At 58.5% G+C, this 25,333-nt stretch carries 22 protein-coding genes; 1 reads left to right on the top strand and 21 read right to left on the bottom strand.

The genetic code is table 11. The annotated features are described in order from the left end of the window. Window positions 1-39: 39 nt before the first annotated feature. Entirely contained in the window at window positions 40-936 is an 897-nt protein-coding gene (locus ACA052_RS05730; protein WP_497648780.1) for a LysR family transcriptional regulator, read from the top strand. Between the two features lie 87 nt (window positions 937-1,023). Here ACA052_RS05730 and ispD read toward each other — a convergent pair whose 3' ends face one another. The 21 genes from ispD to pyrH all read right to left on the bottom strand — a co-directional run bounded on the left by ispD (window position 1,024) and on the right by pyrH (window position 25,153). Continuing rightward, on the bottom strand, window positions 1,024-1,731 hold the full coding sequence (gene ispD / locus ACA052_RS05725) for a 2-C-methyl-D-erythritol 4-phosphate cytidylyltransferase (RefSeq protein ID WP_497648779.1): 708 nt from the start codon (window positions 1,729-1,731) through the stop codon (window positions 1,024-1,026). Continuing rightward, window positions 1,728-2,006, bottom strand: a complete 279-nt coding sequence (ftsB, locus tag ACA052_RS05720) for a cell division protein FtsB (protein WP_008028992.1) — start codon at window positions 2,004-2,006, stop codon at window positions 1,728-1,730. The genes ispD and ftsB overlap by 4 nt, the downstream gene beginning before the upstream one ends. Window positions 2,007-2,187: 181 nt before the next feature. Then, window positions 2,188-3,477 carry a phosphopyruvate hydratase gene (gene eno / locus ACA052_RS05715; protein ID WP_497648778.1) on the bottom strand — a complete coding sequence of 430 codons (1,290 nt, stop codon included), beginning with the start codon at window positions 3,475-3,477 and terminating at the stop codon, window positions 2,188-2,190. Window positions 3,478-3,625: 148 nt separating this feature from the next. Then, window positions 3,626-4,471 (bottom strand): 3-deoxy-8-phosphooctulonate synthase, encoded by an 846-nt coding sequence (gene kdsA / locus ACA052_RS05710; protein ID WP_092272409.1) that lies wholly within the window; start codon window positions 4,469-4,471, stop codon window positions 3,626-3,628. Window positions 4,472-4,476: 5 nt separating this feature from the next. Next, a complete protein-coding gene (pyrG, locus tag ACA052_RS05705) occupies window positions 4,477-6,108 on the bottom strand; it encodes a CTP synthase (protein WP_497648777.1) in 1,632 nt (543 codons plus the stop codon). A gap of 274 nt (window positions 6,109-6,382) precedes the next feature. Beyond that, window positions 6,383-7,711, bottom strand: a complete 1,329-nt coding sequence (tilS, locus tag ACA052_RS05700) for a tRNA lysidine(34) synthetase TilS (protein WP_497648776.1) — start codon at window positions 7,709-7,711, stop codon at window positions 6,383-6,385. 117 nt (window positions 7,712-7,828) lie between these two features. Then, the gene (locus tag ACA052_RS05695) at window positions 7,829-8,776 is read right to left on the bottom strand and encodes an acetyl-CoA carboxylase carboxyltransferase subunit alpha (protein WP_497648775.1); all 948 of its coding nucleotides are present in this window, start codon (window positions 8,774-8,776) and stop codon (window positions 7,829-7,831) included. A gap of 151 nt (window positions 8,777-8,927) precedes the next feature. After that, window positions 8,928-12,449: a DNA polymerase III subunit alpha gene (dnaE, locus tag ACA052_RS05690; protein WP_497648774.1), complete on the bottom strand. Its 3,522-nt coding sequence runs from the start codon at window positions 12,447-12,449 to the stop codon at window positions 8,928-8,930. A 76-nt stretch (window positions 12,450-12,525) separates the two neighbouring features. After that, a complete protein-coding gene (gene rnhB / locus ACA052_RS05685; RefSeq protein WP_017336711.1) occupies window positions 12,526-13,152 on the bottom strand; it encodes a ribonuclease HII in 627 nt (208 codons plus the stop codon). Window positions 13,153-13,163: 11 nt separating this feature from the next. Further along, on the bottom strand, window positions 13,164-14,294 hold the full coding sequence (gene lpxB, locus ACA052_RS05680; protein WP_497648773.1) for a lipid-A-disaccharide synthase: 1,131 nt from the start codon (window positions 14,292-14,294) through the stop codon (window positions 13,164-13,166). A 2-nt stretch (window positions 14,295-14,296) separates the two neighbouring features. Further along, window positions 14,297-15,073 carry an acyl-ACP--UDP-N-acetylglucosamine O-acyltransferase gene (gene lpxA, locus ACA052_RS05675; protein ID WP_497648772.1) on the bottom strand — a complete coding sequence of 259 codons (777 nt, stop codon included), beginning with the start codon at window positions 15,071-15,073 and terminating at the stop codon, window positions 14,297-14,299. Beyond that, the gene (gene fabZ, locus ACA052_RS05670) at window positions 15,070-15,510 is read right to left on the bottom strand and encodes a 3-hydroxyacyl-ACP dehydratase FabZ (protein ID WP_017336708.1); all 441 of its coding nucleotides are present in this window, start codon (window positions 15,508-15,510) and stop codon (window positions 15,070-15,072) included. Before fabZ ends, lpxA begins: the two co-directional genes overlap by 4 nt. Window positions 15,511-15,618: 108 nt before the next feature. Beyond that, complete coding sequence (gene lpxD / locus ACA052_RS05665) at window positions 15,619-16,674, bottom strand: UDP-3-O-(3-hydroxymyristoyl)glucosamine N-acyltransferase (protein ID WP_497648771.1); 1,056 nt, start codon at window positions 16,672-16,674, stop codon at window positions 15,619-15,621. 1 nt (window position 16,675) lies between these two features. Beyond that, window positions 16,676-17,179 (bottom strand): OmpH/Skp family outer membrane protein, encoded by a 504-nt coding sequence (locus ACA052_RS05660; RefSeq protein WP_008028980.1) that lies wholly within the window; start codon window positions 17,177-17,179, stop codon window positions 16,676-16,678. Window positions 17,180-17,224: 45 nt separating this feature from the next. Further along, window positions 17,225-19,612 (bottom strand): outer membrane protein assembly factor BamA, encoded by a 2,388-nt coding sequence (bamA, locus tag ACA052_RS05655; protein ID WP_497648770.1) that lies wholly within the window; start codon window positions 19,610-19,612, stop codon window positions 17,225-17,227. A 74-nt stretch (window positions 19,613-19,686) separates the two neighbouring features. Further along, window positions 19,687-21,039 carry a sigma E protease regulator RseP gene (gene rseP, locus ACA052_RS05650; protein WP_497648769.1) on the bottom strand — a complete coding sequence of 451 codons (1,353 nt, stop codon included), beginning with the start codon at window positions 21,037-21,039 and terminating at the stop codon, window positions 19,687-19,689. A gap of 54 nt (window positions 21,040-21,093) precedes the next feature. After that, the gene (gene ispC, locus ACA052_RS05645) at window positions 21,094-22,284 is read right to left on the bottom strand and encodes a 1-deoxy-D-xylulose-5-phosphate reductoisomerase (protein WP_497648768.1); all 1,191 of its coding nucleotides are present in this window, start codon (window positions 22,282-22,284) and stop codon (window positions 21,094-21,096) included. Continuing rightward, window positions 22,281-23,087 (bottom strand): phosphatidate cytidylyltransferase, encoded by an 807-nt coding sequence (locus tag ACA052_RS05640; RefSeq protein ID WP_497648767.1) that lies wholly within the window; start codon window positions 23,085-23,087, stop codon window positions 22,281-22,283. Before ACA052_RS05640 ends, ispC begins: the two co-directional genes overlap by 4 nt. Further along, the gene (gene uppS, locus ACA052_RS05635; protein WP_497648766.1) at window positions 23,087-23,842 is read right to left on the bottom strand and encodes a polyprenyl diphosphate synthase; all 756 of its coding nucleotides are present in this window, start codon (window positions 23,840-23,842) and stop codon (window positions 23,087-23,089) included. The genes ACA052_RS05640 and uppS overlap by 1 nt, the downstream gene beginning before the upstream one ends. Window positions 23,843-23,855: 13 nt before the next feature. Beyond that, window positions 23,856-24,413: a ribosome recycling factor gene (gene frr, locus ACA052_RS05630; protein ID WP_008028968.1), complete on the bottom strand. Its 558-nt coding sequence runs from the start codon at window positions 24,411-24,413 to the stop codon at window positions 23,856-23,858. After that, window positions 24,410-25,153 carry a UMP kinase gene (pyrH, locus tag ACA052_RS05625; RefSeq protein WP_003172271.1) on the bottom strand — a complete coding sequence of 248 codons (744 nt, stop codon included), beginning with the start codon at window positions 25,151-25,153 and terminating at the stop codon, window positions 24,410-24,412. Before pyrH ends, frr begins: the two co-directional genes overlap by 4 nt. Between the last annotated feature and the right edge of the window lie 180 nt (window positions 25,154-25,333).

The following is a 25,333-nucleotide window of genomic DNA, read 5'->3' as shown; positions in this document are numbered from 1 at the left end:
CAAATGCAAAATATTATTGCCGTAGAGGGATAATCCTTCATGTCCGATAACCGCTGGGAAGGTATCGACGAATTCGTCGCCGTGGCCGAGTGCAGTCAATTCACCGCCGCCGCCGAGCGACTTGGGGTTTCGTCCTCGCATGTCAGTCGACAAATCGTACGCCTGGAAGAGCGCCTGCAAACCCGCCTGCTCTATCGCAGCACCCGCAGGGTAACGCTGACCGAGGCCGGACAGACTTTCCTGCAACATTGCCAACGCTTGCAGGATGGCCGCGAAGAAGCCTTGCGAGCGGTCGGCGATCTGACCAGTGAACCCAAAGGCATGCTGCGCATGACCTGCGCGGTGGCCTACGGCGAGCGATTTATCGTGCCGCTGGTGACGCGCTTCATGGCGCTTTATCCACAATTGCGGATCGACATCGAACTGAGCAACCGTCAACTCGACCTGGTACATGAAGGCCTGGACCTGGCGATCCGCCTCGGTCGCCTGCAGGATTCGCGACTGGTCGCCGCCCGCCTCGCACCCCGCCGCATGTACCTGTGCGCATCGCCGTCCTACCTCGAACGGTATGGTCGCCCACACAGCTTGTCGGAATTGAGCCGCCACAATTGCCTCATCGGCAGTTCGGACATGTGGCAACTGGAACAGAACGGGCGGGAGTTTTCCCAGCGGGTACAGGGAAACTGGCGCTGCAATAGTGGGCAGGCGGTGCTGGATGCCGCGTTACAAGGCGTGGGTTTGTGTCAGTTGCCGGATTATTACGTGCTGGAGCATCTGAAAAACGGCGAATTAATTTCGCTGCTGGAAGCCCACCAACCGCCGAACACGGCAGTGTGGGCGCTTTATCCGCAGCAACGGCATTTGTCGCCGAAGGTACGCAAGTTGGTGGATTATTTGAAGGAAGGGTTGGCCGAGCGGCCGGAGTATCGGGTTTGATGGTTTGAAGATCAAAAGATCGCAGCCTGCGGCAGCTCCTACAGTTGGATGCGATCCCTTGCAGGAGCTGCCGAAGGCTGCGATCTTTTAGCGGCGGTGGGACCACCGCTGGCGCAACCATTCAAGATCTTCAGGACGAGTAACCTTGAGGTTATCGGATCGCCCTTCGATCAGACGTGGCGACAAACCTGCCCACTCCATCGCCGATGCCTCATCAGTGACCAAAGCATCCGCCACCAGACTGTCCGCCAGCGCCCGATGCAATGCGCCAAGACGAAACATCTGCGGCGTATAGGCCTGCCAAATCACACTGCGATCCACCGTTTCAACCACGCGGCCATGCTTGTCGACACGCTTGAGGGTATCCCGTGCCGGCACCGCCAGCAGCCCACCCACCGGATCGTCAGCCAGCTCACCCAGCAACTTGTCGAGATCATCGCGGCTCAGATTCGGGCGTGCCGCATCGTGCACTAACACCCAATCCTCTTCGTCCGCACCCAACACATGCAAATGCAGCAACGCATTGAGCACCGACCCGGACCGCTCCGCGCCACCTTCGACGCGTTGAATTCGCGAATCGCCGGCACAGGCCAGATTCGGCCAATAAGGATCATCAACAGCAAGACTGACCACCAACCCCTTCAGGGAAGGATGATCAAGGAAACAGCCGAGGCTGTGTTCGAGAATAGTGCGCCCGCCCAGTTGCAAGTATTGCTTGGGACGGTCCGCGGCCATACGGGCACCGACGCCCGCGGCAGGAATCACGGCCCAGAAGGCCGGTAACGACGGGGTCATTGAGCTAACTGGTAAAGGGTTTCACCGTCCTTGACCATGCCCAACTCATGACGAGCCCGCTCTTCAACGGTCTCCATGCCTTTTTTCAATTCGCTGACTTCGGCGTCCATCACCCGATTGCGCTCCAGCAAGCCTTCGTTCTCGGCATGTTGATCCGCGATCTGCTGAGTCAGCTCTGCAACTTGCGCCAGACTGCCATTACCCACCCACAAGCGGTACTGCAGGCCAGCCAGCAACAAGAGCAAAACGAGGAACAACCAATTGGGACTGCGCATCGAATATCAGGTATCCAGTGAAAAAAGACAGCCATGCAAAAACTATGAGCTTCTGATAGCACGAAGCCTGGAAGACCCAGGCTTGTGCTTATAAGGCATCAGATTAGTGGCAAATTCATCGCTGTAGCGATTTTTCCGACACAATCCACTGACTTTTTCTCAGTTTACGATCAACTAACGATCAGCCGCGGAATTCGCTGCGACCGTTGTATTTGGCTTTGCCATTCAACTGCTCTTCGATACGCAGCAGTTGGTTGTACTTGGAAACGCGATCGGAACGGCACAGGGAGCCGGTCTTGATCTGGCCAGCCGCGGTGCCCACAGCCAGGTCGGCAATGGTCGAATCTTCTGTTTCGCCGGAACGGTGCGAGATCACGGCGGTGTAACCCGCAGCCTTGGCCATCTGGATGGCTTCCAGGGTTTCGGTCAGGGTGCCGATCTGGTTGAACTTGATCAGGATCGAGTTGGCGATCTTTTTATCGATGCCTTCTTTCAGGATCTTGGTGTTGGTCACGAACAGGTCGTCACCTACCAACTGAACCTTCTCGCCGATTTTGTCGGTGAGGATTTTCCAGCCAGCCCAATCGGACTCGTCCAGGCCATCTTCGATGGAGATGATCGGGTAACGCTCGGTCAGGCCTTTCAGGTAATCGGCGAAACCTTCAGCGGTAAACACCTGGCCTTCGCCGGACAGGTTGTATTGACCGTCTTCGTAGAATTCGCTCGCGGCGCAGTCCAGCGCCAGGGTCACATCAGTGCCCAGCGTGTAACCGGCGTTGGCCACGGCTTCGGAGATCACTTTCAAAGCGTCTTCGTTGGACGCCAGGTTAGGCGCGAACCCACCTTCATCACCGACAGCAGTGCTCAGGCCACGGGCCTTCAGAACAGCTTTCAAGTGATGGAAAATCTCGGTGCCCATGCGCAGACCTTCCGAGAAAGACTTGGCGCCAACCGGCTGAACCATGAATTCCTGGATGTCGACGTTGTTATCGGCATGCTCGCCGCCGTTGATGATGTTCATCATCGGAACCGGCATCGAGTAAACACCCGGAGTACCGTTCAGGTTGGCGATGTGAGCGTACAGCGGCAGGTCCTGGTCCTGTGCTGCTGCCTTGGCCGCGGCCAGGGAAACGGCGAGGATCGCGTTGGCGCCCAGGGAACCTTTGTTTTCAGTACCGTCGAGCTTGATCATCGCGTGATCCAGCGCTTTCTGGTCGCTTGGGTCTGTACCTTTCAACAGGTCGCGGATCGGACCGTTGATGTTGGCGACGGCTTTCAGAACGCCTTTGCCCAGGTAACGGCTCTTGTCGCCATCACGCAGCTCGAGCGCTTCACGCGAGCCAGTGGAAGCACCGGACGGCGCGCAAGCGCTACCGATGATGCCGTTATCGAGAAGCACGTCCGCTTCCACGGTGGGGTTGCCACGGGAGTCGAGAACTTCACGACCTTTGATGTCGACGATTTTTGCCATTGTTGTAAACACTCCAAAGTTGACGAAACGCTCTGTACTGATCGATTTATAACTTGTGGGTCGCATTGTTGCATAAGAGCGGCTTGCTAGCGGTGCCCTCTCGGGCCCCATCGCGAGCAAGCTCGGCTCCTACACGGAGAAATGAGGATTACGCGGTTTCTACCGTCGGAAAACTCTTCACCAGTTCGTCCAACGCTTTGAGCTGGGCCAGGAATGGCTCCAGTTTGTCCAGACGCAAGGCGCAAGGGCCGTCGCATTTGGCGTTGTCCGGGTCCGGATGGGCTTCGAGGAACAGGCCGGCCAACGACTGGCTGATGCCGGCCTTGGCCAGGTCGGTGACCTGGGCGCGACGACCGCCAGCGGAATCGGAGCGACCACCGGGCATTTGCAGCGCGTGGGTCACGTCGAAAAACACCGGGTATTCGAACTGCTTCATGATGCCGAAGCCGAGCATGTCGACGACCAGGTTGTTGTAGCCGAAGCTCGAACCGCGTTCGCAGAGGATCAACTGATCGTTACCCGCTTCCACGCATTTGCTCAGGATGTGTTTCATCTCATGCGGTGCGAGGAATTGGGCTTTCTTGATGTTGATCACCGCGCCGGTCTTGGCCATCGCGACCACGAGGTCGGTCTGGCGCGACAGGAAGGCCGGCAACTGGATGATGTCGCAGACTTCAGCGACGACCGCGGCCTGTTCAGGCTCGTGGACGTCGGTGATGATCGGCACGCCGAAGGCTTGCTTGATGTCCTGGAAGATCCGCATGCCCTCTTCCAGGCCGGGGCCACGGTAAGAAGTCACGGAGGAACGGTTAGCCTTGTCGAAGCTGGCCTTGAACACGTAAGGGATACCGAGTTTTTCGGTCACCTTCACGTACTCTTCGCAGACCTGCATCGCCATGTCGCGGCTTTCCAGCACGTTCATGCCACCGAACAGCACCATTGGCTTGTCGTTGGCAATCTCGATATCGCCTACACGGATGATCTTCTGCGCCATTGGAATTACGCCTTCTTCTGGTGTTGAACCAAAGCTGCTTTAACGAAACCGCTGAACAACGGGTGACCGTCGCGAGGTGTCGAGGTGAACTCAGGGTGGAACTGGCACGCGACGAACCATGGGTGATCCGGTGCTTCGACCACTTCAACCAACGCGCCATCACCGGAACGACCGGAGATTTTCAGGCCGGCTTCGATGATTTGCGGCAGCAGGTTGTTGTTCACTTCGTAGCGGTGACGGTGACGTTCGACGATCACGTCCTTGCCGTAGCAATCGTGCACCAGGGAACCCGGCTCAAGCAGGCAATCCTGTGCGCCAAGGCGCATGGTGCCGCCCAGGTCGGAGGTTTCGGTACGGGTTTCGACCGCGCCGGTGGCATCTTCCCACTCGGTGATCAGCCCTACGACCGGGTGACCGCTTGCACGATCGAACTCGGTGGAGTTGGCGTCTTTCCAGCCGATCACATTACGAGCGAACTCGATGACCGCCACTTGCATGCCCAGGCAGATGCCGAGGTACGGAACCTTGTTCTCACGAGCGTATTGAACGGCAGTGATCTTGCCTTCCACGCCACGCAGACCGAAGCCGCCGGGTACGAGGATCGCGTCGACGCCTTCCAGCAGCGCGGTGCCCTGGTTTTCGATGTCTTCGGAATCGATGTAGCGCAGGTTGACCTTGGTGCGGTTGCTGATGCCGGCGTGACTCATCGCTTCGATCAGCGACTTGTAGGCATCCAGCAGCTCCATGTACTTGCCGACCATGGCGATGGTGACTTCGTGCTCAGGGTTGAGCTTGGCGTCGACCACGGCTTCCCACTCGGACAGATCCGCGCCGCCGCATTGCAAGCCGAAACGCTCGACAACGAAATCATCCAGGCCTTGGGAGTGCAGAATGCCCGGGATCTTGTAGATGGTGTCGGCGTCTTCCAGCGCGATCACCGCACGTTCTTCAACGTTGGTGAATTGCGCGATCTTGCGACGCGAAGAGATATCGATCGGGTGATCCGAACGGCAAACCAGTACGTCGGGCTGCAGGCCAATGGAACGCAGTTCCTTGACCGAGTGCTGGGTTGGCTTGGTTTTGGTTTCGCCGGCGGTGGCGATGTAGGGCACCAGCGTCAGGTGCATCAGCATCGCGCGCTTGGCGCCGACTTCGAAACGCAATTGACGGATCGCTTCGAGGAACGGTTGCGATTCGATGTCACCCACGGTGCCACCGATCTCGACCATGGCCACGTCGGCATCGCCGGCGCCCTTGATGATCCGGCGCTTGATTTCGTCGGTGATGTGCGGGATCACCTGGATGGTGGCGCCCAGGTAATCACCACGGCGCTCTTTGCGCAGGACGTGTTCGTAGACACGGCCGGTGGTGAAGTTGTTGTTCTGGGTCATGGTCGTGCGGATGAACCGCTCGTAGTGACCCAGGTCCAGGTCGGTCTCGGCGCCGTCGTGGGTGACGAACACTTCACCGTGCTGGAACGGGCTCATCGTGCCCGGATCGACGTTGATGTACGGATCCAGCTTCAGCATGGTGACCTTAAGTCCCCGCGCCTCCAGGATGGCCGCCAATGAAGCCGATGCAATGCCTTTCCCCAAAGAAGAAACAACACCGCCCGTGACGAATATGTAGCGCGTCATGAAAAACCCTAGAAGTCTGCGTTAAAGCGGTCCGAGCCGCCGGGGAAAGCGAAGGAAGGCCGAAGCCCCCGATCACCTGCATTAATCACAGTGCACCTTTCAAAAAAACCGCCGCGTTGGGACAGACCGGGAGATGAAACACCGGTACGTTGCTCGCTACACATTTTTTGGAATCGCCCAGCAAAGACTGCTTGGTAATCGGCAACTCCTGCAATTCAGGCGAATCCACAGAAGTTGTATCAAGAAGGGAGCGTAGTCTACCGGAAAGCCCCTTTCAGCTCAAACCTTGATCTTGGGTCGGTGGCTGCCAATGCAAATTCCAGCCGTCCTGCACGTTGCCGTTAAAGCGCGGCAGGCCCCCCACCGCCAGCAATTGCTCGCCCCGGTAGAGCAGCGGCAATCTGCCACGGGCGAAGCCCGGAACCCCACGTTCGTTGAGCAAACGCTTGAGATCCCGATGGCCGCGCTCCGGCAAATGCATGACCTCTCCTCCCTCACGATAGCGGATACGCAGCGGGCCATCGGGGATTTTGCCTATGAGCGACAACACGCCGTTGTCCGGCAACGCCAGCGATACCAAGGGTTCAAGCCAATCCCCGGCAGAGGGTGGAGAGCGCAACCAGCTACCGGACAACCACCAGATTCGCCCTCCCGCCCGATGCAACTCACCTTCAGCCAATCGCCAGATCGGACGCGCATCACCCGTCGCATCACGCAAATCCTCCCAACCCGACCAATGGTCGCTGTCCGGCATCCTGGTTTCGGACGAGAGCCAATGGCTCAACGCGTTGCGCTGGCGAGCGGCGGACAGTTTTGTGAGCGACGCCAACTCCAGAGAGGGCACGCCCAGCCAGTCGTACTCACAGACCGTACCCGCTTCGGCGAGATCGATTTTTGCCAGATCGTCGAGTAGCGCCTGTGCTTCGCTCAAATGCGCAGCGCTACGCGCCATCGTCGCCATCGCCTGCGGCCAGCGCTCGGTCAATACCGGGAACACCTGGTGTCGCAGATAATTGCGTGAGAACTGGCGATCCTGGTTTGACGGGTCTTCGATCCAGCTCAGCCGATGCTCGGCGGCATAGGCTTCAAGTTCCGCCCGCGTGACATCGAGCAAGGGCCGGAGCAGCAACCCGTTTCCGAGCGGGCGCTGAACTGGCATCCCTGACAACCCCCTCACCCCTGCCCCACGCATTAACCGGAACAGCAGGGTTTCCGCCTGGTCATCACGGTGCTGAGCCGTCAGCAGCACTTCATTGGCATGAGTCGCACCGATGAAGGCGCCATATCGCGCATCCCGGGCCGCACGCTCAAGGCTGGCGCCGGGTTTAACCCGGACGCGAATCACCCGTAGCGGCACCCCCAGCGCATCGCAGACCGACTGACAGTGATCCGGCCACGCATCAGCCACGACCTGAAGACCATGATGGACGTGGATAGCGCTCAGCGCCGGCAAGGATTGGGTTTTTGCGAGGTGTGCGAGAAGGTGCAGGAGAACGGTGGAATCGAGGCCACCGGAGAAGGCGATGCGCCAGGCTTTGGCGTTGCGCCACGGTTTCAGATTCAAGAGAAGCCTGGCAGGCAGATCAATCTTCGAACGATTCATAGGCGTCAGCATCACATAGACCCTCTGTAGGAGCTGCCGCAGGCTGCGATCTTTTGATCTTCTGCCATTTCAAGATCAAAAGATCGCAGCCTGCGGCAGCTCCTACAGGGGTATAGCTTACAGGCCGTAGCTCATCAGTCGCTCGTAACGGCGCTTGAGCAGCGCTTCGTTATCGAACTTCTTCAGCATCGCCAGTTGCGAGCTCAGCTCGGCACGGATCGATGCAGCGGCAGCAGCCGGGTTGCGATGAGCGCCGCCCAAAGGCTCGCCGATCACTTTGTCCACGATGCCCAGGCCTTTCAGGCGCTCGGCGGTGATGCCCATCGCTTCAGCGGCATCCGGCGCTTTCTCGGCGGTTTTCCACAGAATCGAAGCGCAACCTTCTGGCGAGATCACCGCGTAGGTCGAGTACTGCAGCATGTTCAGCTGATCGCAAACGCCGATCGCCAACGCACCGCCAGAACCACCTTCACCGATCACGGTGGCGATGATTGGGGTCTTCAGGCGGGACATGACGCGCAGGTTCCAGGCAATCGCTTCGCTCTGATTGCGCTCTTCGGCGTCGATACCCGGGTAGGCGCCCGGGGTGTCGATGAAGGTCAGGATCGGCATTTTGAAACGCTCGGCCATTTCCATCAGGCGGCAAGCCTTGCGGTAGCCTTCCGGACGCGGCATGCCGAAATTGCGGCGAACCTTCTCGCGCACTTCACGACCTTTCTGGTGGCCGATGATCATCACCGGCTGATCGTCCAGGCGGGCAATGCCGCCGACAATGGCAGCGTCGTCGGAGAAATGACGGTCACCGTGCAACTCGTCGAACTCGGTGAAGATGTGTTCGATGTAGTCCAGGGTGTACGGACGTTTCGGGTGACGCGCCAGACGCGCGATCTGCCAGCTGGTCAGCTTGCCGAAGATGTCTTCGGTCAGCGTGCTGCTCTTGTCCTGCAGGCGGGAGATCTCATCGCCGATATTCAGCGAATTGTCATTACCGACCAAGCGCAACTCTTCGATCTTGGCTTGCAGGTCGGCGATCGGCTGTTCGAAATCTAGAAAATTCGGGTTCATAGGCGTCCGTCTTGGGTCGACGTCCAAGTGAGCTTGGGCCGGCCGGTTGTCTATTCGCGCCCTACCTTAAGGGAGTGGCGCATTCAGGTCGAGATTAAAATTCTGGTCGAGATCAGGGCACACGCTTGATGACAAAAATGGCACCTGACCGTCAACGGTATTGGAGGAAGACGTTGTCTCGCCCGAACTGGTCACGCAGGGCTTGAATCAACGCATCCGCCGGGTCGATTCGCCAGGTCTCGCCGAACTGCAGCAACGCCTTGGCATCGGGGCTCGTGTATTCCATGGTGATCGGGCACGCACCGCGATGACGCTTGAACAGCTCACCCAGCCAGCGTAGCTGATCGCCCTTCAAATCCTTGGTCTGCAGCTTCAAGCGCAGGCTCTCGGCCAGGTTGGTGCGCGCATCTTCCATGCTCATCACCCGCTTGACCCGCAGCCGCAGGCCGCCGGAGAAATCGTCGTTGCTGACTTCGCCTTCGACCACCACCATCGCGTCAGTCTGCAACAACGACTGCGCCGAATGGAACGCTTCGGCGAACAGAGAGGCTTCGATCCGGCCAGAACGGTCGTCAAGGGTGATGAAACCCATCTTGTCGCCCTTCTTGTTCTTCATCACCCGCAGGGCAATGATCATGCCCGCAACGGTCTGTGTATCGCGAGCCGGTTTCAGGTCGATGATGCGCTGACGGGCAAAACGGCGGATCTCGCCTTCGTATTCGTCAATCGGGTGACCGGTCAGGTACAGGCCCAGGGTGTCTTTCTCGCCTTTCAGGCGCTCCTTGAGGGTCAGTTCCTTCGCCTTGCGGTGATTGCCGTAGACGTCGGCGTCTTCCTCGACGAACAACCCGCCAAACAAGTCGGCGTGGCCACTGTCGTGGGTGCGAGCGGTTTGTTCGGCGGCCTTGATTGCCCCTTCCATCGCCGTCAGCAGGACCGCGCGGTTCTGGTCGATGCTGGCTTGATAGGCTTTCGGTTCATCATGGAAATAAGGGCCCAGGCGATCCAGCGCACCGCTACGGATCAAACCGTCCAGCGTGCGTTTGTTGATACGTTTGAGGTCGACCCGCGCGCAGAAATCGAACAGGTCCTTGAACGGCCCATCCTGACGCGCCTCAGTGATTGCCTCGACCGGGCCTTCGCCAACACCCTTGATGGCGCCGAGGCCATAAATAATGCGGCCTTCATCATTTACCGTGAACTTGAACTCCGACGTATTCACATCCGGCGCGTCGAGACGCAGCTTCATGGTGCGAATTTCTTCGATCAAGGTCACGACCTTGTCGGTGTTGTGCATATCCGCCGACAGCACCGCGGCCATGAACGGCGCGGGGTAGTGCGTCTTCAGCCATGCCGTCTGGTACGACACCAGACCGTACGCGGCGGAGTGGGATTTGTTGAAGCCGTAACCGGCGAATTTTTCCACCAGGTCGAAAATGTTGCCGGCCAGGTCACCGTCGATGTTGTTGGTCGCGCAACCCTCAATGAAACCGCCGCGCTGCTTGGCCATTTCTTCGGGCTTTTTCTTACCCATGGCCCGACGCAGCATGTCCGCACCGCCGAGGGTGTAACCGGCCATGACCTGGGCAATCTGCATCACCTGTTCCTGATACAGGATAATGCCGTAAGTCGGCGCCAATACCGGCTTGAGGCCTTCGTACTGGTAGTCCGAGTGCGGGTACGCCAGTTCGGCGCGACCGTGCTTACGGTTGATAAAGTCGTCCACCATGCCCGATTGCAAAGGGCCCGGACGGAACAGGGCCACCAGTGCGATCAAGTCTTCCAGGCAGTCGGGCTTGAGCTTTTTGATCAGCTCCTTCATGCCACGCGACTCGAGCTGGAACACCGCGGTGGTTTCGGCCTTTTGCAGCAACTGGTAGGTCGGCTTGTCATCCAGCGGGATGAATGCGATGTCCAGCGGTGGCTCATCGACCTTGGCACGGTCGCGGTTGATGGTTTTCAGCGCCCAGTCGATGACCGTCAGGGTCCGCAGCCCCAGGAAGTCGAACTTCACCAGGCCGGCCGCTTCAACGTCGTCCTTGTCGAACTGGGTAACCAGGCCATCGCCGGCTTCGTCGCAATAGATCGGCGAGAAGTCCGTCAACTTGGTCGGTGCGATGACCACACCACCCGCGTGCTTGCCGACGTTACGCACAACGCCTTCAAGCTTGCGCGCCATTTCCCAGATTTCCGCGGCTTCTTCATCGACCTTGATGAAGTCACGCAGGATTTCTTCCTGCTCGTAGGCCTTTTCCAGGGTCATGCCGACTTCGAAGGGAATCATCTTCGACAGACGATCCGCCAAACCGTAGGACTTGCCTTGCACCCGGGCCACGTCGCGGACCACTGCTTTTGCCGCCATGGAACCGAAGGTGATGATCTGGCTCACCGCGTTGCGGCCGTATTTCTCGGCCACGTAGTCAATCACCCGGTCACGGCCGTCCATGCAGAAGTCGACGTCGAAGTCGGGCATGGAAACCCGTTCCGGGTTGAGGAAACGTTCGAACAGCAGATCGTATTCCAGCGGATCGAGGTCGGTGATCTTCTGCACATAGGCCACCAGCGATCCGGCACCCGACCCACGGCCCGGGCCAACAGGCACGCCGTTGCTCTTGGCCCACTGGATAAAGTCCATAACGATCAGGAAGTAACCGGGGAAGCCCATCTGGATGATGATATCCAGCTCGAAATTCAGCCGGTCGACATAGACCTGACGCTTGGCTTCGTAGTCTTCGGTGGTGTCCTTGGGCAATAGAACGCTAAGACGATCCTCCAGACCATCGAAGGACACCTTGCGGAAATACTCGTCGATGGTCATGCCATCGGGAATCGGGAAGTTGGGCAGGAAGTGAGTACCCAGCTTCACTTCGATGTTGCAGCGCTTGGCGATTTCGACGGTGTTTTCCAGCGCTTCGGGAATATCGCTGAACAGCTCGGCCATTTCCTCCGCACTTTTGAGGTATTGCTGATCGCTGTAATTCTTCGAACGCCGCGGATCGTCGAGGGCGCGGCCCTCGCCGATACACACGCGGGTTTCGTGCGCGGCAAAGTCTTCCTGCTTGATGAAACGCACGTCGTTGGTCGCCACCAGCGGCGCACCGATTTTCTCGGCCAGGGCCACCGCACCGTGCAATTGCTCTTCATCGTTGGGGCGATGGGTGCGCTGGATTTCCAGATAAAAACGATCCGGGAACACCGCCATCCATTCGCGAGCGAGGTTTTCCGCTTCAGCCGGATTGCCACTGAGCATGGCCAGGCCGATCTCGCCTTCTTTCGCTGCCGACAGCATGATCAGGCCTTCGCTGGCCTCGGCCACCCACTCGCGCTCGATGATGACAGCGCCATTGCGCTGGCCGTCGATGAAGCCGCGGGAAATCAGTTCGGTCAGGTTGCGATAGCCGACGGCGTTCATGGCCAGCAGGCTGATCCGGCTCAGGGCGTTGTCCGGATCCTTGTTCGACAGCCACAGGTCGGCGCCGCAGATCGGCTTGATGCCTGCGCCCATGGCCGCTTTATAGAATTTGACCAGGGAACACATGTTGTTCTGGTCGGTAACCGCAACGGCAGGCATGTTCATGCCGACCAGGGTCTTGACCAGCGGTTTGATCCGCACCAGACCGTCGACCAGGGAATACTCAGTGTGCAGGCGTAGGTGAACGAATGAAGCCGGCATAGTGATCCTGCGTTAAGTCATGAAAACAACAAGGCCCGGATTGTACCGGGCCTTGGCAAAAACATCAGCCTTGCGCCTAACTCTCTATCAGGCTCTCACGTGCTTCGTACGCCAGACGCACAGGGGCGAACGAGCGCCGGTGAATGGGCGTCGGCCCCAGGCGGGCCAACGCCTCCAGATGAACGGGCGTTGGATAGCCTTTATGGCCTCCGATCCCATACCCCGGGTAAATCAATTCGAACGCCGCCATTTCACGGTCTCGGCTGACCTTGGCCAGAATCGATGCCGCCGCAATGGCCGGAACCTTGCCGTCGCCCTGCACCACCGCTTCGGCGCGCATGGACAGTTTCGGGCAGCGGTTGCCGTCGATCATCGCCAGTTTCGGCTGAATGTGCAGCCCTTCGATCGCTCGCTGCATGGCCAGCATGGTGGCATGGAGAATGTTCAACTCGTCGATTTCTTCGACTTCGGCCCGAGCGATGCACCAGCTCAGGGCTTTTTCGCAGATTTCGTCGTAGAGCTTTTCGCGGCGGGCTTCAGTGAGTTTCTTCGAATCATTCAGACCGAGGATCGGACGATTCGGATCAAGGATCACCGCAGCGGTCACCACGGCCCCACAGAGCGGACCGCGACCGACTTCGTCAACACCGGCGACTAAATCTTCGACTTCAGCGACCAAGGTAAAATCCAGCCCCATTTGCATGCTTGTTTTACTCATTGTACTTGGCCGATCAGTTTCAGCACTGCATCCGCAGCCTGGTTGGAGGCGTCCAGACGCAAGGTCCGGTGAATTTCATCAAAGCCGCGAGTCTGTTCTTCGCCATCCTCGATCAACGGCGACAAGGTCTGGGCCAGGGCCTCGACCGTCGCATCGTCCTGCAGCAACTCGGGCACCAAAAGGCGCTGGGCCAGCAGGTTCGGCAAGGAAACGTAGGGACTTTTCACCATGCGCTTGAGAATCCAGAACGTCAGTGGCGCCAGACGATAAGCGACCACCATCGGCCGCTTGTACAACAGCGCTTCGAGCGTGGCGGTTCCAGAGGCGATCAACACCGCATCGCAAGCCGCCAGGGCCAGGTGGGATTTGCCATCGAGCAAGGTTAGCGGCAAATCGCGACCGACCAGCAACGCGTCAAGCTGCGTGCGGCGCTCGGGGTTGGCGCAAGGCATAACGAAGCGCACCTCGGGGCGCATGGTGCGCAAACGCTGGGCAGTATCGAGAAACAACGCTCCCAGCCGACCGACTTCGCCACCACGACTGCCAGGCATCAACGCCACCAGCGGCCCATCAGGCAAGCCAAGTTCGGCCCGCGCCGCCGCACGATCCGCTTCCAGCGGAATGGCATCGGCCAGTGAGTGCCCGACAAACCGCACCGGCACACCCTTCTCTTCGTAGAATTTTGCTTCGAACGGGAACAGCGTCAGCATCAGATCGCAGCCGTCGCGAATCTTCAACACACGCTTCTGCCGCCACGCCCATACCGACGGGCTGACGTAGTGCACGGTCTTGATCCCCGCCTGACGCAGCTTGAGTTCGATATTGAGGTTGAAGTCCGGAGCATCGATACCGATGAACACGTCCGGTTTTTCGGCGATCAGGTCGGCGACCAGTTTCTTGCGCCGAGCCAGCAGCTCGCGCAATCGGCCCAGCACTTCCACCAGACCCATGACAGAGAGACGCTCCATCGGAAAATACGAGGTCAGGCCTTCGGCCGCCATCAGCGGACCGCCAACCCCAATGAACTCGACTGCCGGATGCTGAGCCTTGAGTGCGCGCATGAGGCCCGCACCCAGAATGTCACCGGAAGCCTCACCCGCCACCAGCGCTATACGCAGATTAGCCATGATTAACGCGTGATGCCGCGGGTCGAAGACTGGATCGAATCACGGAATACCGCGACTTCCGGAAACTGGGCCGACGGTTCGGTCAGTTCAGCGAGCGCCTGTTCTACCGTCAGGCCCTGGCGGTAAACCACCTTATAGGCACGACGCAGGGCGTGGATCGCGTCCTCGCTGAAACCACGACGGCGCATGCCTTCGAAATTCATGCTGCGCGCTTCGGCCGGGTTGCCGAACACCGTGACGTACGCTGGAACATCCTTGCCAATGGCGGTGCCCATACCGGAAAAGCTGTGGGCGCCGATGTGGCAATACTGATGAACCAGGGTAAAACCGGACAGGATCGCCCAATCTTCAACGTGCACATGACCGGCCAGTGCGGTGTTGTTGACCAGGATGCAGTGGTTGCCGATGACGCTGTCGTGGCCGATGTGGGCATAGGCCATGATCAGGTTGTGATCGCCAAGGGTGGTTTCCGAACGGTCCTGAACGGTCCCGCGGTGAATCGTCACGCCTTCGCGAATGACGTTGTGGTCACCAATGACGAGGCGGGTTTCTTCACCCTTGTATTTCAGGTCAGGCGTGTCCTCGCCTACCGAAGAAAACTGGTAGATGCGATTGTGCTTACCGATTCGGGTCGGGCCTTTGAGAATCACGTGCGGCCCGATCACTGTCCCCTCGCCGATTTCCACACCTGCGCCGACGATCGACCAAGGGCCGACCTCGACGTCGTCGGCCAAAATGGCCGTCGGATCGATGATTGCGCGAGGGTCAATCAAACTCATAGTTTGCGTTCCGCGCAGATAATTTCAGCGGAGCAGACCGGCTTGCCGTCGACCGAAGCCTGGCATTCGAACTTCCAAATCTGGCGCTTGCAGCTGATGAAGCGAGCTTCGAGGATCAACTGATCGCCAGGGGTGACCGGCTGGCGAAAACGCAGCTTGTCGGAGCCGACGAAGTAATAAAGCGTACCGTCGGCAGGCTTCACGTCGAGCATTTTGAAGCCAAGGATACCGGCAGCCTGAGCCATCGCTTCGATGATCAACACGCCCGGCATGATTGGATGCGCAGGGAAGTGGCCATTGAAGAACGGTTCGTTGATGCTGACATTCTTGTAGGCGCGAATGCGCTTGCCTTCCACATCCAGTTCCACGACTCGGTCCACCAGCAGGAACGGGTAACGGTGAGGCAGGTATTCGCGAATCTCGTTGATGTCCATCATTTCGGGGGGAAGCCTATGTAAAGATTGGGAGCGCGCGACTGACGCGCACCCCTCTAGCAAATCAAGGAGGCAGTCTAGCGGCTGTGCACACTTGATATGGAAATGGTATCAGCCATCTGATGAAGCATTACCGTCAGGGGTCACTTCCCCTACACGCTTTTCCAACTGTCGCAGACGTCGCGCGATGTCATCGAGCTGACGGATGCGTGCCGCGCTTTTGCGCCATTCGGCAGCCGGTTGCATGGCCGTACCGGAAGAATAGGAACCCTTTTCAGTAATCGAATGGGTCACCATGGTCATCCCGGTGATAAAAACGTTGTCGCAAATTTCGATATGTCCCACCAGCCCTACACCACCGGCGAGCATGCAATGCTTGCCGATTTTGGTGCTGCCAGAGATTCCCACGCACGCTGCCATGGCGGTGTGGTCACCGACCTGGACGTTATGGGCAATTTGAATCTGATTGTCGAGCTTCACGCCATTACCGAGGATGGTATCGGCCAGGGCACCACGGTCGATGGCAGTATTAACGCCTATCTCGACATCGTCACCGACCAGGACACCACCGATCTGGGCGATCTTCTGCCAGACACCTTTCTCATTGGCAAAACCGAAACCTTCGCCACCGAGAACTGCGCCCGACTGAATCACCACGCGCTTGCCGATGCGAACGTCGTGGTACAGCGTCACTCGCGGGGCGAGCCAGCCGCCTTCACCAATCTCGCAGCGGGCACCGATGAAGCAGTGCGCACCGACTGTCACGCCCGCAGCAATACGCGCCGCGCTTTCAATCACTGCAAACGCACCAATACTCGCCGCTGGGTCAACCACGGCATCTTCTGCAACGACCGCTGTCGGGTGAATACCGGCAGCAGCCTTGGGCTTGGGATCGAACAGGTGAGACACCCGCGCGTAGGCCAGATACGGATCAGGCACCACCAGCGCATTACCGGCAAAACCTTCGGCGTCAGCCGCTTTCAGCAACAACGCCGCAGCCCGGCTGTCAGCCAGGTACTTACGGTATTGAGGGTTTGCGAGAAAGCTCAACTGAGCTGGGCCAGCCTCTTGCAAAGTGGCTAGCCCAGTAATTTCTTTCGCCGGGTCGCCACGTACCGTGGCGCCGAGGAACTCGGCCAATTGGCCGAGCTTTATAGTCGCTGTCATATTACTTCAGCTGATTCATGCGCTCGATAACCTGGCGAGTGATGTCGTATTGAGGTTTGACATCAATCACTGCGCCACGCTCGAAGACCAGGTCGAAAGCACCTTTCTTGATGACTTCTTCCACAGCGCTGTCCAGTTTCGGCTTGAGCTGCTTCAGCATTTCACGGTCGGCAACGGCTTTGGCTTCGTTCAGTTCCTTGGACTGGAACTGGAAGTCACGGGCCTTTTGCTTGAATTCCAGCTCAAGACGTTCACGCTCGCCTTGCTGCATTTTGTCGCCACCGGCCATCAGGCGGTCCTGAATACCCTTGGCACTGCTCTCCAGGGTTTTCAGTTTGGTCAGTTGAGGACCGAACTTCTTCTCGGCATCCACGGCGTATTTCTTGGCAGCGTCGGACTCCAGCAGCGCCATCTGATAGTTCAGAACGGCGATTTTCATGTCGGCAAAAGCCGGACCTGCGACCAGAACGGTTGCCAGGAGAACCAATTGAGTCAACTTACGCACGATGCACTCCTACAAAATCCATTGTCGTTATTTTGGGTCAGACGCTTAGAACGTCTGGCCGAGGGAGAATTGGAACACTTGAGTCTCAGCGTCATCCGGTTTCTTGACTGGCATGGCCAATGCGAAACTCAGAGGACCCAGCGCGGTGACCCAGGTCACACCCACACCTACGGAACTCGCCATGTTGCTCAAACTGATGTCGTTGCACTTCGTGTTGGACTTCACACCATCGGTGTTCGTGCTATCTGAGCACTTGGAGTCGAACACGTTACCCACATCCCAGAATACCGAGGTACGCAGGGAGCGCTGATCTTTGACAAACGGCAGCGGGAACAGGACTTCGACACCACCCTGGATCAGGACGTTGCCGCCGAATGGCAGCGGATCCTGGTCCGGGTCGGCTTGAGTGCCGGCGTTACCCGTTACAGCCTGACCACGACTCGGGGTACTGCGTGGACCCAAGGTACTGTCCTTGAAGCCACGAACCGAGTTGAAACCACCAGCATAGTAGTTTTCATAGAATGGCAAGCCGTCGGTAGAACCATAACCATCGCCATAACCCAATTCGGTGTGCAGGCGCATGGTGTAGTTCTCGCTCAATGGCTGGAACAACTGGCCACGGTAGTCGAGCTTGAAGAATGACAGGTCACTGCCAGGCGTCGTGGTTTCAAGCACCAGGCTCTGGGAATGCCCACGAGTCGCGAGTACGCCCTTGTTCAGGGTGGACTCGGACCAACCGGCCGACGCCTTGAAGTTCAGGTATTTGTCGCCTTCCTTGTTAACGAAGTCGAAAATCTCGTCAACGGTGTACACGCCAGTCTTGATGGTGTCCTGTTGAGCCGTCAGGCCGAAAGTCAGGCGCGAAGTCTCGCTGATCGGATAACCGACGCTCACGCCAGCACCCAGGCTGTCTACGGCATAGCTTGCTACGTCGACGTCGAGGTCTTTGTAGTCGGTGGTGCGATAGAACGCGTTGTAACCCAGGCTCACGCCATCGGCAGTCCAGTACGGGTCGACATAACCGAAGTTATAGCGGCTCTGGTATTCACTGCGGGTCAAACCGATGCTGACCTTGTTACCGGTACCCAGGAAGTTGTTCTGGGTGATCGAACCACCGAGGATCAGGCCGGCGCTCTGGGCGAAACCGACGCTGGCGGTAATCGAACCGGACGCTTGCTCTTCAACGCTGTAGTTCACGTCAACCTGGTCGTCGACACCCGGCACGGCCGGTGTTTCAACGTTGACTTCCTTGAAGAAGCCCAGGCGCTCAAGACGGGTCTTGGATTGGTCGATCAGGTAGGTCGAAGCCCAGCCGCCTTCCATCTGACGCATTTCACGGCGCAGTACTTCGTCTTCGGACTTGGTATTGCCACGGAAGTTGATGCGGTTGACGTAGGCACGTTTGCCCGGATCGACGGCGAAGGTGATGTCTACCGTATGGTCTTCATCGTGAGGCTGCGGCACGCCATTGACGTTGGCGAAGGTGTAACCCTCGTTACCCAGACGGCGCGTGATCAGCTCGGAAGTGGTGGTCATCAGCTTGCGCGAGAACACCTGGCCTTTCTGGACCAGCAGCAGGGACTTGACCTGGTCTTCAGGAACTTTCAGGTCGCCGCTCAGCTTGACGTCACGAACGGTGTACTTCTCGCCTTCGTTGACGTTGACGGTGATATAGACGTGCTTCTTGTCCGGAGTAATGGACACCTGGGTCGAAGCGATATCCATGTTGATATAGCCACGGTCCAGGTAGTAGGAACGCAGGCGCTCCAGGTCACCAGACAGTTTTTCGCGAGCGTACTTGTCATCGTTCTTGAAGAACGAAAGCCAGTTGGTGGTCTTGAGTTCGAACAGGTCGATCAGGTCTTCATCAGGGAAGACCGTGTTACCCACCACGTTGATGTGCTGGATAGCAGCGACGGTGCCTTCGTTGATGTTGACCTTCAGCGCTACACGGTTGCGCGGCTGCGGCACCACTTCGGTATCGACGGTGGCCGAGTAGCGACCCTGAGCGACGTATTGGCGCTGCAGTTCGTTACGTACACCTTCGAGGGTGGCACGCTGGAAGATCTCGCCTTCGGCCAGACCGGATTGTTTGAGGCCTTTCATCAGGTCTTCAGTGGAGATCGCCTTGTTACCCTCGATCTCGATACTGGCGACCGACGGACGCTCGACTACCGTGATGACCAGGACGTTGCCATCGCGGCCCAGCTGGATATCTTGAAAGAACCCGGTTTTGAACAGCGCACGAGTGGATTCCACCAGGCGACGATCATCCGCCTGTTCACCGACGTTCAACGGCAAAGCACCAAAGACGCTACCCGCGGAGACCCGCTGGAGGCCATTGACGCGAATATCAGAGATAGTGAAGGACTCGGCGTGAACTTCGGCGATCATCAATACGGTGAGAACCGCAGTTAGCAGCAGACGTTTCATGAAGTCCTTTCTTATTCCAACTGGCAATAAACAAACTGCCGCAAAATGCGGCAGATTCGCAATTCAGCGAAGTGTTACAGACGGCCCAAATCATTGACCAGAGCAAGCAACATCACCCCGACCACCAAACTGATACCGATCTGTATCCCCCAACCCTGCACCCGATCTGACAAGGGACGACCACGCGCCCACTCGATCAGATAAAACAACAAATGCCCCCCATCCAGTACAGGAATGGGCAACAAATTCAGAACGCCCAAGCTAATACTCAGATAAGCAAGGAAATTCAGGAAATCAGCGACACCCGACTGGGCAGAAGCGCCCGCCACTTTAGCAATGGTTATCGGTCCACTCAAGTTTTTTACCGAGAGCTCACCGAACAACATTTTCTTGAGCGAGTCGAGGGTCAATATGCTCATGGTCCAGGTGCGCCGAGCGCCCTCCCCAATCGCGGCCACCGGACCGTAACTGACCTCGCGAATCATCTCCGGCGGCCAATCGACAGCTTTCACCCCGGCCCCCAGATAACCGCTCGGCGCCTTGCTCTCGCCGCGAGCAGCGAGTGTCACAGGGACGTCGATTTGAGCACCATCGCGCTCGACGCGCAGCATGATTTTGGTATCGGGATGCATACGGACCGTATCGACCACCTGCTGCCAGTCGTCCAGCGACTTGCCATCCAGCGCCAACAACCGGTCACCGGTCTTCAGGCCAGCAGCCTGGGCCGGGCCTTTGGGATCAAGTTCGGCGAGTACGGGCGGCAACGCAGGACGCCACGGGCGAATACCCAGCGAGCGAATAGGGTCCGGCTCATCGGCACCCTTCAGCCATTTATCCAAGGCCAGCTCACGTGGCGAATCCGCAGTCGAACCCTGCTCACGAACCAACAACTGGAGGGTCCCGCTCTCCCCGAGACGACGGACCAGCTGCAGATTCACCGCAGCCCAGCCAGAAGTCGGTTCGCCATCAATGGCAACGATTTCCTGTCCAGGGCTCAAACCTGCCTTGGCGGCAAGGCTGCCGGACTCGACGGCACCGATGACCGGCCGCACCTGTTCGCTGCCGAGCATGGCGAGTACCCAGAAAAAAATCATCGCCAACAAGAAGTTGGCGATCGGGCCAGCAGCCACAATAGCAATCCGCTGACGAACGGTTTTGCGATTGAAGGCGTGATCGAGCTGATCGGACGGGACTTCACCTTCACGCTCATCGAGCATCTTCACGTAGCCACCCAATGGAATGGCGGCCACCACGAATTCAGTACCTTTCTTGTCGTGCCAGCGCAGCAGCGGCATACCAAAGCCCACGGAGAAACGCAGCACTTTGACCCCACAGCGACGTGCGACCCAGAAATGGCCGAATTCGTGGAAGGTGACCAGCACACCCAAAGCCACAAGGGTGCCGACAATCATATAGAGCGCGCTCATCTACTTTCTCCGCATTCCTGTTCGGTGCTGCATGGGACCCACATTTTGCAGCACCTATCGCCCGTGACGACTCAACCATTGCCCGGCCAGTAATCGCGCTTTCGCGTCGGCGGTGAACACCGCCTCGAGATCATCCACCGCAACCACGGGTTCGAGATTCAAGACTTCTTCGATGATACTCGCGATTTCCAGGTAACGAACCCGCCCGTCGAGAAAGGCCGCGACTGCCACTTCATTCGCCGCATTCAGCACGGCCGGTGCGCTATCACCCGCTTCGGCGGCCTGACGCGCCAGGCGCAGGCAAGGGAAACGCGTTTCATCGGGCGCCTGGAAATCCAGGCGCGCGATGGCAAACAGGTCCAGCGGTGCAACTCCCGAATCTATTCGCTCTGGCCAAGCCAGGGCATTGGCAATCGGGGTGCGCATATCCGGATTTCCCAGCTGTGCCAGCACCGAACCGTCGATGTAATCGACCAGCGAATGAATCACGCTCTGAGGATGAATCACCACTTCGACCTGAGCCGGCTTGGCATCGAACAACCAGCAGGCTTCGATCAGCTCCAGCCCTTTGTTCATCATGCTGGCCGAGTCGACCGATATCTTGCGCCCCATCGACCAGTTCGGATGGGCACACGCTTGCTCGGGGGAAACATGCGCCAGTTCAGCCATCGGTGTCTGTCGGAACGGACCGCCAGAGGCTGTGAGTAAAATCCGACGGACACCGACCGCACCCAGGCCACGGGCAAAATCCTGTGGCATGCACTGGAAAATCGCGTTGTGCTCGCTGTCGATCGGCAATAGCACCGAACCGCTTTTGCGCACAGCCTGCATGAACAAGGCACCGGACATCACCAGCGCTTCTTTGTTGGCCAAGAGGATCTTTTTGCCGGCTTCGACCGCCGCCAGGGTCGGACGCAAGCCCGCCGCACCGACAATGGCCGCCATGACCGCATCGACTTCAGGGTCGGAAGCGACCTGGCACAGGCCCTCCTCCCCTACCAGCACACGGGTCGACAGACCGGCAGCGTGCAGGTCGTCCTGCAAGCCTCGGGCAACGCCCGCTTCAGGCACTACGGCGAACCGGGGCGCATGCTTGACGCACAGCGCCAAAAGCTCGTTCAGACGGGTGAAACCACTCAGTGCAAAGACCTGATAGCGCTCGGGATGACGCGCGATGACATCGAGCGTGCTCAGGCCGATCGAGCCGGTCGCCCCCAGGACGGTAATCTGTTGTGGGCGGCTCACGGTGCCGCCATCCACAGCAGCACGGCAAACACTGGAATCGCTGCGGTCAGGCTGTCGATACGGTCCAGCACGCCACCATGACCCGGCAGCAGATTACTGCTGTCCTTGATCCCTGACTGGCGCTTGAACATGCTTTCCGTCAGGTCACCCACCACCGAAATGAACACGATAATCGCCGCACCGATCAACCCTTTAAAAAGTTCGGCAACCGTCCAGTCGCGAACCAGGCCGACAACAACGGTGATCACCAGACTCAACGCCAGGCCGCCGTACACACCTTCCCAGCTCTTGCCGGGACTGACCAGCGGCGCGAGCTTGCGCTTGCCGAACGCCCGTCCGGAAAAGTACGCGCCGATATCGGCACCCCAGACCAGTACCATCACCGCCATGATCAGCCAGTTACCCAAAGGCTCCTGCTTGATCTGAACCAGACCTTGCCACGCCGGCAGCAGGATCAGCAGACCGATGACCAGTTTGCTGGCAGCGCTAGCCCAGCGTTCACTGGAGCGCGGGTAAGTCAGCACCAGATAAGTCGCAACGCCCCACCACAGCACCGAAGCACCCAACACCCAGGGCGCGAGCCCCGGCAGGATGTACATGACGAACAGCATTAGCGCGACGACAGCTGCATAGGCAACGCGGATCGGCTGGGCAGTGAAGCCTGCCAGGCGTGCCCATTCCCAGGCACCGAGGGTCACAACCAAGCCTATGAACAGCGCGAAACCCGAGCCTTCGAGCAGAAAAAACCCGCACAGGGCAATCGGCAGCAGGATCAGTGCAGTGATGATTCGTTGTTTGAGCATTAAACCCGGGCTCCAGCCTCGACCTGCTCGCTCGTTTTACCGAAGCGGCGCTGGCGAGAAGCGAAATCGGCCAGCGCGTTACGCATGGCATCGTGTTTGAAGTCCGGCCAAAACAGGTCGGAGAAGTACAACTCGGTGTAAGCGAGCTGCCACAGCAGGAAGTTGCTGATGCGGTGTTCGCCGCCGGTCCGGATGCACAAATCCGGCAACGGCAGATCGCCGGTCACCAGACAGGTTTGCAACAGTTCCGGGGTGATGTCCTCAGGCCGCAGATGCCCGGCCTGAACTTCCCGCGCCAGGCGCTGCGCAGCTTGCGCGATATCCCACTGACCACCGTAGTTGGCGGCGATCTGCAGAATGAAGCGATTGGCGCCCGCCGTCATTGCCTCAGCCTCACGCATGGCAGCCTGAAGTTCTGGATGAAAGCGGGAACGATCACCAATGATGCGCAAACTGATGTTGTTGTCGTTCAGGCGCTTGGCCTCGCGACGCAAGGCCTTGAAGAACAAATCCATCAAGGCGCTGACCTCATCGGCCGGGCGCTGCCAGTTCTCGCTGGAGAAGGCGAACAGGGTCAGTACCTCGACCTTGGCCTCGGCACACACCTCGATCACCGCACGAACTGCATCGACACCCGCTTTATGCCCGGCGACACCCGGCATAAAGCGTTTTTTCGCCCAGCGATTGTTACCATCCATGATGATCGCGACATGGCGCGGCACCGCGGACGGCGCAGTCTGCTTGGTCTTATCCATGAAAACGCGACCCTTATACGGCCATCAGGTCTTTTTCTTTCTGGGCCAAGTTCGCGTCGATTTCAGCCACGTACTTTTTGGTCAGGTCATCAATTTCGCCAGTGGCGCGACGTTCTTCGTCTTCGCTGATTTCCTTTTCCTTGACCAGATCCTTGAGCTGGCTGTTCGCGTCACGACGGATGTTGCGCACGGCAACACGGGCGTCTTCAGCAACATCGCGAGCCTGCTTGGTGAAGCCCTTGCGGGTTTCTTCGGTCAGAGCCGGCATGGAGATCAGCAGCAACTCACCCAGGTTGGTCGGGTTGAGGTTCAGACCCGCGCTCCCGATAGCCTTGTCGACGGCACCCAGCATGTTGCGCTCAAAGGCAACCACTTGCAGGGTACGGGCGTCCTTGACGGTGATGTTTGCCACTTGCTTGATCGGAGTGTCGGAGCCGTAATACGGCACCATCACGCCTTCGAGAATGCTCGGATGCGCCTGGCCGGTACGAATACGGCCAAAGTTGTGCATCAGCGACTCGACGGATTTCTGCATACGCTCTTTAGCGTCTTTCTTGATTTCGTTGATCATTGTTGGCCTTCCTCGATCAGGGTCCCTTCAGCGCCGCCATGTACGATATTCAGCAGGGCGCCGGGCTTGTTCATGTTAAATACACGCAATGGCATCTTGTGGTCGCGGCACAGGCAAATGGCAGTCAGGTCCATCACGCCCAGCTTGCGATCCAGCACTTCATCGTAAGTCAGATGATCGAACTTCTCTGCATGCGGGTCTTTGAATGGGTCAGCGGTGTAGACGCCATCGACCTTGGTCGCCTTCAGCACGACATCGGCATCGATTTCGATCGCTCGCAGGCAAGCGGCCGAATCCGTGGTGAAGAATGGATTACCGGTACCGGCCGCGAAAATCACGACTTCCTTGGCGTTCAGGTGGCGCATGGCTTTGCGGCGATCATAGTGATCAGTCACGCCCACCATGGAAATGGCCGACATCACGATGGCCGAGATATTGGCACGTTCCAGCGCATCACGCATGGCCAAGGCGTTCATCACAGTGGCCAGCATGCCCATGTGGTCGCCGGTCACCCGATCCATGCCGGCCGCGCTCAGCGCTGCACCGCGGAACAGGTTGCCGCCGCCAATCACCAGACCGACCTGTACGCCGATGCCGACCAGTTGGCCGACTTCCAGCGCCATGCGATCCAGAACTTTCGGATCGATCCCGAACTCTTCCGAGCCCATCAGGGCCTCGCCGCTAAGCTTGAGTAGAATGCGTTTATAGCGAGCCTGATAACCACTGCCCTGCTGAGCCATTGCGAATCTCTCCTGCGGCGTATTTTAAAAATTCTTTGCGAGCTGTTTACAGCTGGCGTTCACTCTAGCTTGGCGCTGCTTCAGCGCCATCGGAACATGGCTTTGTAAGCCAGTTCCAAAGGGAAACCAATTAAAAATTGATACCCCATCTGAAAAGAGGCTGCGCGCGTAAGCGGGCAG

The organism is Pseudomonas sp. LBUM1644 (assembly GCF_059716195.1).
This window is presented reverse-complemented; position numbering and strand designations above follow the sequence as displayed.

What these genes read in the sequence shown, in the direction of transcription:
- ACA052_RS05730 (WP_497648780.1), top strand. Translation starts at nt 40, where the DNA reads ATGTCCGATAACCGCTGGGAAGGTATCGACGAATTCGTCGCCGTGGCC.
- ispD (WP_497648779.1), bottom strand. Translation starts at nt 1,731, where the DNA reads ATGACCCCGTCGTTACCGGCCTTCTGGGCCGTGATTCCTGCCGCGGGC.
- ftsB (WP_008028992.1), bottom strand. Translation starts at nt 2,006, where the DNA reads ATGCGCAGTCCCAATTGGTTGTTCCTCGTTTTGCTCTTGTTGCTGGCT.
- eno (WP_497648778.1), bottom strand. Translation starts at nt 3,477, where the DNA reads ATGGCAAAAATCGTCGACATCAAAGGTCGTGAAGTTCTCGACTCCCGT.
- kdsA (WP_092272409.1), bottom strand. Translation starts at nt 4,471, where the DNA reads ATGGCGCAGAAGATCATCCGTGTAGGCGATATCGAGATTGCCAACGAC.
- pyrG (WP_497648777.1), bottom strand. Translation starts at nt 6,108, where the DNA reads ATGACGCGCTACATATTCGTCACGGGCGGTGTTGTTTCTTCTTTGGGG.
- tilS (WP_497648776.1), bottom strand. Translation starts at nt 7,711, where the DNA reads ATGAATCGTTCGAAGATTGATCTGCCTGCCAGGCTTCTCTTGAATCTG.
- ACA052_RS05695 (WP_497648775.1), bottom strand. Translation starts at nt 8,776, where the DNA reads ATGAACCCGAATTTTCTAGATTTCGAACAGCCGATCGCCGACCTGCAA.
- dnaE (WP_497648774.1), bottom strand. Translation starts at nt 12,449, where the DNA reads ATGCCGGCTTCATTCGTTCACCTACGCCTGCACACTGAGTATTCCCTG.
- rnhB (WP_017336711.1), bottom strand. Translation starts at nt 13,152, where the DNA reads ATGCAAATGGGGCTGGATTTTACCTTGGTCGCTGAAGTCGAAGATTTA.
- lpxB (WP_497648773.1), bottom strand. Translation starts at nt 14,294, where the DNA reads ATGGCTAATCTGCGTATAGCGCTGGTGGCGGGTGAGGCTTCCGGTGAC.
- lpxA (WP_497648772.1), bottom strand. Translation starts at nt 15,073, where the DNA reads ATGAGTTTGATTGACCCTCGCGCAATCATCGATCCGACGGCCATTTTG.
- fabZ (WP_017336708.1), bottom strand. Translation starts at nt 15,510, where the DNA reads ATGATGGACATCAACGAGATTCGCGAATACCTGCCTCACCGTTACCCG.
- lpxD (WP_497648771.1), bottom strand. Translation starts at nt 16,674, where the DNA reads ATGACAGCGACTATAAAGCTCGGCCAATTGGCCGAGTTCCTCGGCGCC.
- bamA (WP_497648770.1), bottom strand. Translation starts at nt 19,612, where the DNA reads ATGAAACGTCTGCTGCTAACTGCGGTTCTCACCGTATTGATGATCGCC.
- rseP (WP_497648769.1), bottom strand. Translation starts at nt 21,039, where the DNA reads ATGAGCGCGCTCTATATGATTGTCGGCACCCTTGTGGCTTTGGGTGTG.
- ACA052_RS05640 (WP_497648767.1), bottom strand. Translation starts at nt 23,087, where the DNA reads ATGCTCAAACAACGAATCATCACTGCACTGATCCTGCTGCCGATTGCC.
- uppS (WP_497648766.1), bottom strand. Translation starts at nt 23,842, where the DNA reads ATGGATAAGACCAAGCAGACTGCGCCGTCCGCGGTGCCGCGCCATGTC.
- frr (WP_008028968.1), bottom strand. Translation starts at nt 24,413, where the DNA reads ATGATCAACGAAATCAAGAAAGACGCTAAAGAGCGTATGCAGAAATCC.
- pyrH (WP_003172271.1), bottom strand. Translation starts at nt 25,153, where the DNA reads ATGGCTCAGCAGGGCAGTGGTTATCAGGCTCGCTATAAACGCATTCTA.